6 protein-coding genes are annotated in these 7,421 nt (G+C 68.2%); all 6 read left to right on the top strand.

What is annotated here, in order from left to right; translation table 11 throughout:
- On the top strand, positions 1-2,591 hold a 2,591-nt coding region (gene dnaE / locus K2X73_RS07105; protein WP_294109472.1), incomplete at its 5' end, for a DNA polymerase III subunit alpha.
- A 34-nt stretch (positions 2,592-2,625) separates the two neighbouring features.
- Complete coding sequence (locus K2X73_RS07100) at positions 2,626-4,212, top strand: long-chain fatty acid--CoA ligase (RefSeq protein ID WP_294109471.1); 1,587 nt, start codon at positions 2,626-2,628, stop codon at positions 4,210-4,212.
- Positions 4,213-4,218: 6 nt separating this feature from the next.
- A complete protein-coding gene (locus K2X73_RS07095; RefSeq protein WP_294109470.1) occupies positions 4,219-4,581 on the top strand; it encodes a hypothetical protein in 363 nt (120 codons plus the stop codon).
- Between the two features lie 344 nt (positions 4,582-4,925).
- Positions 4,926-5,882 (top strand): DUF5694 domain-containing protein, encoded by a 957-nt coding sequence (locus K2X73_RS07090; RefSeq protein WP_294109469.1) that lies wholly within the window; start codon positions 4,926-4,928, stop codon positions 5,880-5,882.
- 60 nt (positions 5,883-5,942) lie between these two features.
- Positions 5,943-6,791, top strand: coding sequence for an MBL fold metallo-hydrolase (locus K2X73_RS07085; RefSeq protein WP_294109468.1), 849 nt, complete (start codon positions 5,943-5,945; stop codon positions 6,789-6,791).
- Positions 6,788-7,414: a DUF4230 domain-containing protein gene (locus K2X73_RS07080; RefSeq protein WP_294109467.1), complete on the top strand. Its 627-nt coding sequence runs from the start codon at positions 6,788-6,790 to the stop codon at positions 7,412-7,414. The genes K2X73_RS07085 and K2X73_RS07080 overlap by 4 nt, the downstream gene beginning before the upstream one ends.
- The last annotated feature ends 7 nt before the right edge of the window (positions 7,415-7,421 follow it).

The raw sequence follows: 7,421 nt of genomic DNA, 5'->3' as shown, positions 1-7,421 counted from the left end.
TCCAATGGGCGAAGGAACAGGATATTCCGGTGGGGCCGGGGCGCGGATCGGGCGCGGGCTCGGTGGTCGCCTGGGCGTTGACCATCACCGATCTCGATCCCATCAAGCTCGGCCTGCTGTTCGAGCGCTTCCTCAACCCCGAGCGCGTGTCGATGCCCGACTTCGACATCGATTTCTGCGAAACCCGGCGCGAAGAGGTGATCCGCTATGTCCAGCGCAAGTACGGCGCGGATCACGTCGCGCAGATCATCACCTTTGGGCGGCTGAAGGCGCGCGCGGTGCTGAAGGATACCGGCCGCGTCCTGCAGATGAGCTATGGCCAGGTCGATCGGCTGGCGAAGCTCGTCCCCAATCACCCGACCGATCCCTGGACGCTCGACCGGGCGCTCAACGGCGTCAGCGAACTGGCGGGCGAGTATAAGAGCGACGCCGGGGTGCGGCAGCTGCTCGATCTGGCGATGAAGCTGGAAGGGCTGCCGCGCCACTCGTCCACCCATGCCGCTGGCGTGGTGATTGGCGATCGCCCGCTCGCGCAGTTGATCCCGCTCTACCGCGATCCGCGCTCCGACATGCCGGTCACCCAGTTCGACATGAAATATGTCGAGGGCGCGGGGCTGGTGAAGTTCGACTTTCTCGGCCTGAAAACGCTGTCGGTGCTGAAGAAAGCGGTCGAGATGCTCGCCGCCCGTGGCATTGCGGTCGACCTCGACGCGCTCGCTTGGGATGACCCTGAAGTCTACAAGCTGCTCCAGCGCGGCGATACGGTCGGGGTGTTCCAGCTCGAATCCGAAGGAATGCGGCGCACGCTGTCGGCCGTGCGCCCCTCGAACTTCGGCGACATCATCGCACTCGTCTCGCTCTACCGGCCGGGGCCGATGGACAATATTCCCAGCTTCGGCCGGCGCAAGAACGGGCAGGAGGTGATCGAATATCCCCACCCCCTGCTCGAAGGCATTCTTGCCGAGACCTATGGCATCTTCGTCTACCAGGAACAGGTGATGCAGGCGGCGCAGATCCTCGCCGGCTATAGCCTGGGCGGCGCCGACATGCTGCGCCGCGCGATGGGCAAGAAGATCAAGGCGGAGATGGACGCGCAGCGCGCGATCTTCGTGAAGGGCTGCGCCGAGGTGAACGGCATTGCCGAGGCCAAGGCGAACGAGCTGTTCGATTTGATCGACAAGTTCGCCGGCTATGGCTTCAACAAGTCGCACGCCGCGGCCTATGCGCTGCTTGCTTATCAGACCGCGTGGCTGAAGGCGCACCACCCGCACGAATTCTTTGCCGCCTCGATGTGTTTCGATATCGCGCTGACCGACAAGCTCGCGGTGTTCATCGACGATATGCGCCGGCTGGGGGTGAAGGTGCTGCCGCCGTGCGTGAACCGATCGGGGGCGGAGTTTTCGGTGGAAAGCATAAGCCCCTCCCCCTTGGGAGTTTCGGGTCGGTCATGCCCCCGGCATGACCTAAGCAGTCCGGGGGACTGCTTACCCGAAACTGGGTTGGGGTGGGGGCTTCAGGGGCCGAACGCTGATCCCGGCTCGCCCCCACCCCCAGCCCCTCCCCCAAGGGGGAGGGGAGAACAGCTCGCCGTCCGCTACGCGCTCGCCGCGCTGAAATCGGTCGGCGAGGGGGCGATGGAACGGCTGGTCGCCGAGCGCGAGGAGCGCGGGGCCTTCAAGTCGCTCGACGATCTGGCGAACCGCGTCGATCCGCGGCTGCTCAACAAGCGGCAAGTGGAAACGCTTGCCGCCGCCGGGGCGTTCGAGGCGCTCGATCCCAACCGCGCCGGGGTGTTCGCCGCTGCCGAGACGATCCTGGCGGTCGCCGCGCGCCAGCACGAGGCGCGGACCAGCGGGCAGGGCGGGCTGTTCGGCGACGCCGAGGTCGGCGGCGAGGCGATTCAGCTGCCGCAATCCGCGCGCTGGAGCCTTGCCGAGCGGATGGAGCAGGAGAAGGAAGCGTTCGGCTTCTATTTCTCCGCCCACCCGGTCGATCGCTACCGCGTGCTGGCGCGCAGCGCGACCCCGTTCGCGCGACTCGGCGAAGTCGCGATCCCGCCGGGGGGGCGTGCGACCGCGCAAATGGCGGTGCTGGTCGAGGAGGCGCGCTGGCGCACCTCCGCCAAGGGCCGGCGCTATCTGATGGCGACGCTGTCCGACCCCTCAGGTCAGTTCGTCGCGACCTGCTTCGACGATGCCGCCGCGAATGATCTGGAGGAGGCCGCGCGCGCCGGCGGCTGTGGCCTGGCGAGCGTGGAGCTCGATCGCCGCGATGGCGACGAGACGCCGCGCGTCACGGTCAAGAAGCTGGTACCGTTCGAAAGTCTGGCGGTCGGGATGCCGATGGTGCTCGATCTGGTGGTAGCCGATGCGGGCGCGGTCGCGGCGCTCGCCGGGCTGCTCGGCGAAGCGCGGGGCGGGCGCGGGCAGGTGCGGGTACGCGCGCCGATCGAGGGGGGCGAAGCGACGCTGATCCTCGGCCGCGACTTCCTGCTCGACGCCGAGCTTGCGGCGCGGATTGAGACTCTGCAAGGTGTGCGCGACGTAGCGCTGGGACCGGCCGAGACGGGCCGGCTCGCGCTGGCGGGCTGAACCTGACGCCCGCCGGATCGAAAGGGAGCCGGATATGCTGGGCGAAATGCAGGATTATGAGCTGCGCGTGACGCGGCTGATCGATCACGCCGCGCGCGAACATGGCGGCCGCGAGATCGTGACGCGCTGGGCCGATGGCCGCGAGACGCGCACCGATTGGGCGGGGATCGCGCGCGACGCGAAGAAGCTCGCCCAGGCGCTCGAACGGCTCGGGGTGAAGCCCGGCGATCGGGTCGCGACGCTCGCGATGAACCACGCGCATCACCTGATCGCCTGGTACGCGGCGATCGGCATGGGCGGGGTGATCCACACCATCAACCCCCGCCTGTTCGACGATCAGCTGGAATACATCGCCAACCATGCCGAGGACCGGGTGCTGTTCTACGACAAGGCCTTCGCGCCGATCGTCGAGCGGATGCGCCCGCGCTGGACGACGATCGAGCATTATGTCTGCTTCGACGACGGGGCCTTCGACGCGCTGATCGCCTCCGAAAGCGGCGATTACACCTGGGTCGAGGGCGGCGAGCGCGAGCCGTGCATGCTGTGCTACACCAGCGGCACGACGGGCAATCCCAAGGGCGTACTCTATACCCATCGCTCGACCGTGATCCACGCGCTCGCCGAGATGCAGCCGGCGGTGTTCGCGCTCGATACGCGCGCGGTCGCGCTGCCGGTGGTGCCGATGTTCCACGCGGCCGCCTGGGGCCTGCCCTTCGCGGGCGCGGCGGCGGGGATCAAGTTCGTCTATTCGGCGGTCAACGAGCCGGCGGTGCTCTGCGAGCTGATGAACCGTGAGCGGGTGACGCATTCGGCCGGGGTGCCGACGGTGTGGCTCGGCATGTTCCAATATATGGACGCGACCGGGGTGCGACCCGAACACCTCCAGATCGTCACCATCGGCGGCTCGGCGGCACCGCGCGCGATGATCGAGCGAATCATGGGGATGGGCGTGCGGGTGAACCACGCCTGGGGGATGACCGAAACCTCCCCGATCGGCACGATGGGCGCGCCGAGCCATGATTGGGCCGACCTGGGCTTCGAGGAACAGGTCGAGCAGACGTGCAAGCAGGGCCGCGTTCCTTTCGGCGTCGAACTGCGCGTGGTGGACGAGGAAGGCCGCGAACAGCCGCGCGACGGGGTCAGCTCGGGCCGGCTCCAGATCAAGGGGCCGTGGATCATCAAGCGCTATTTCAAGGCGGACGCGCCCGCGCTGACCGAGGATGGCTGGTTCGATACCGGCGACGTGGCGGTGCTCCACCCCTGCGGCACGATGCAGATCACCGATCGCGCCAAGGACGTGATCAAATCGGGCGGCGAGTGGATCAGCTCGGTCGAGCTGGAAAATGCGGCGGTTGGCTGCGCCGGCGTGGCGGAAGCGGCGGCGATCGGCGTGCCGCACCCCAAATGGGACGAGCGCCCGCTGCTGCTGGTGGTGAAAAAGCCGGGCGCCGAGGTGAGCGCCGAGGATGTGCGCGCGCATCTCGCGGCGCAGGTCGCGAAATGGTGGCTGCCGGACGAGATTTTGTTCGTCGACGCGCTGCCGCACTCGGCGACGGGGAAATTGCTGAAGACCGCGCTTCGGGAGCAGTATCGGGAGTATCGGCTAGCGACGGCGGCTTGAGGGGGAATGAAGCCTGGCCTACGAGCGCCACTGCTTATCGGGCTTGCGCTGCTCGGTGGGTGCTGGCTGCCATCGATCAATGACGCCACGGCCGACGCGATGGTCCGCGAGGCGCGGCAGTTGCGCGCGACATATCCGCCGAGCGGCCGAGGCTCTTCGGCTGTTCCCATCGAACGATTGCCGCCAGCGATCGCCAGTATCGATCCGAAGGAAGTCATCGTTTTTGGCTGGGGCGTCGAGATCATCGTCCGGCATGATTTTGACGGCGGCTGGGGATATTCGCTTCCGAGCAAGGCCCGTGACCTGCCGATGCCCGCCAAATGCTATACCAAGCGACGGGAAGGGCTTTTCTCGCATGGTCCGTGCTGACGAGGGGGCAAAGCCTTGATGCTGGTACCCAGCCATCGCGCGTGCGCGATTTGCCAGCGACGGGCGCCATCGTCACACCCCGCCCATGACCGCCGCCCCGGTGCCCCAATTTTCGGCTGCGCGCTGTGATGATCTGTGTTGTCTATGCAATACAGCGGTGATATCCAGCAATGGTGCGGAACAGACGGGAAAAACGATTATGGGTTAGGGCACGGGTGGCCTTGGCGGGGGCGCTGTGCTCTTGCCTATCGCTCCCGGCGCCGGCTGTCGCGCAGGCTTACCAACCCAGCTTCCGACCCGAGCAGCTCAAGGGGCCACCGGTCGGCAAGCCGAATGAAGTGCTTGTGCTCGGCACACCGCACCTGTCGCAGCTCAAGCAGCGGCCAACACCGGCTATGCTCGCGCCGCTGCTCGACCGGCTGGCCGGGTGGCAGCCGACCGCGATCGCGACCGAAAATCTCTCCGGTCTGCAATGTGATAGCCTGCGCCGCTATCTGTTCCGCTATGCCGAGACCGTTAAGGAATACTGCCCCGATCCTACCGTCGCCGGTCGCGCGACCGGCTTGGATGTGCCCGCCGCCAATGCCGAGGTGGAACGGCTGCTAGCCGCATGGCCGATCCAACCGAGCCATGACCAGCGGCGGCACCTTGCGCTGCTCTTCCTTGCGGCTGGTGAACCGGGGTCGGCGCTGGTCCAATGGCTGCGGCTGCCGCCAAGCGAGCGTCGCGCCGCCGACGGCTTGACCGATGAGCTCGTCAAGACACTCGATCAAGCGGTTGACCGCGCGAACGAGACCAACAGCGTGGCCGCGGCGCTCGCGGCCAGGCTTGGGCTGGAGCGTTTGTGGAGCGTCGACGATCACTCGGCGGACACCCCCGATGCAGTCAGTCCCGCCGAGCGCGAAGCCGCGGGAAAGGCGATCAGCCAAGCGTGGGACAACCCAGCGACCAAGGCACGGATCGCCGAAAGCACCTGGTTGGAACAGAACCTCGCCGCGCCGGACGGGGTGCTCCAGATGTACCGCGCCTACAACGCGCCGGGCGCGCCGGCTGTGGCCTATCGATCGGACTTCGGCGCGGCGCTGGTTGAGCCATCGGCAAAGGGCTATGGGCGGCAATATGTCGGCTATTGGGAGACGCGCAACTTGCGGATGGTCAGCAACATCCGCGACGTGTTGGGGCGTCAACCGGGTACCCGCCTGCTCGCGATTGTGGGGGCCTCGCACAAGGGTTATTATGAAGCCTACCTCAATCAGATGCACGATGTGCGGCTGGTAAACCCGCTTGCTGTGCTGCGCTAGAAGCGCCAGGCGTCGCACGAGTGCTTGCCACTCGCCCCGCGCCACGCCATCACCCCGCCCATGACCGCGCTCCCCGGCCAGCTGATCGCGCTTTCCCCGCTCGTCGCGCGGGTGCTTGCGCCGAACCCGTCGCCCTTCACCAACACCGGCACGCAAACCCATCTCGTCGGCACCGGCGACCTTGCCGTGATCGATCCCGGCCCCGACTCCCCCGAGCATCTCGCCGCGCTGCTCGCCGCGATTGGCGGGCGCCCGGTGCGGGCGATCCTCGTCACCCACACCCACCGCGACCACAGCCCGCTGGCGCGTGCGCTCGCCGCCGAAACGGGCGCGCCGATCATCGGCTGTGCGCCGCTGGTGCTCGATATGGGCGGGCGCGCCGATGCGGCGTTCGATACCGATTACGCCCCCGATCACATTCTCGCCGAGGGGGATGAGGTGCAGGGCGCGGGCTGGACGCTCGCCGCCATCGCCACCCCCGGCCATACCAGCAACCACCTCGCCTTCGCGCTGCCCGAGGAAAAGGCGCTGTTTTCGGGCGACCATGTGATGGGCTGGTCGACCACCGTGGTCGCCCCGCCCGATGGCGACATGGGGGCGTATATGGCGAGCCTCGACAAGCTGCTCGGGCGCGACGACGCCATTTATTACCCCGCGCATGGCGACCCGGTCGCGAACCCGCAGCGTTATGTCCGCCATCTGCTCGGCCACCGCCAGCTGCGCGAGGGGCAGATCGCGCGGCGGCTCGATGAAGGGGCGCACGCGGTGCCGGCGCTGGTGGCGGCGATGTATGTCGGGCTCGATCCCCGGCTTGAGCGCGCGGCGCAAGGATCGGTGCTGGCGCATCTGCTTGATATGGAAAAGCGCGGACTGGTGGTGCGCGAGGGCGAGACGTGGCGCCGGGCGTGAAGCGCGCGCTCCCTTGGGTGGGCGGCATCGGGATCGGCCTCGCGGCGGGCCTCGGCGCCTTCGCGCTCGCCCCCGCGCCGCCGCCGCGCTTCGTCGAGCGCGCGCCCGATGCCGCCAAGATCGTCGAGCAGGTGCGCGAGGGGTTGCGCGCGCAGGGCGTGCTGCCGGTGCTCGCCGCGCGCGATGTCGCGGTGGTCGAAGCCAGGAGCGGCGAGTTCGTGTTCGAGACGCGGCGCACGCTCGTGATGCCGGGACAGGTGCGCTATCTGCTCGATCTGCGCGCGATCGGCCCGCGCGACGTGCGCTGGGACGCGGCGACGCGCACCCTGCACGTGGTGTTGCCGCCGATCGCGCTCGCGGGGCCGCAGGTCGATCTGGCGGCGGCGCGCGAGTTTGGCGAGGGCGGGCTGCTGTCGGGGCTGAGCGATGCGGGCGAGCAGCTCGACGCCGCCAACCGGCTCGCCGCGCAGAACCAGCTGATCCGCAGCGCTCACGCGCCCGGCGCCCAGGCAGCGGCGCGCGATGCGGCGCGGCGGCTGGTCGGCGCGCTGTTCGCTGCCCCCTTGCGCGCGGCGGGCGTCACGCCCCGGCTCGACATTCGTTTCGCCGACGAGCCGCGCTGAGCTTGCC

Source organism: Sphingomonas sp., from assembly GCF_019746665.1.
Taxonomy (GTDB): domain Bacteria; phylum Pseudomonadota; class Alphaproteobacteria; order Sphingomonadales; family Sphingomonadaceae; genus Sphingomonas.
Note: the sequence above shows the minus strand (reverse complement) of the source record. Positions and strands in the feature narration are given on the sequence as shown.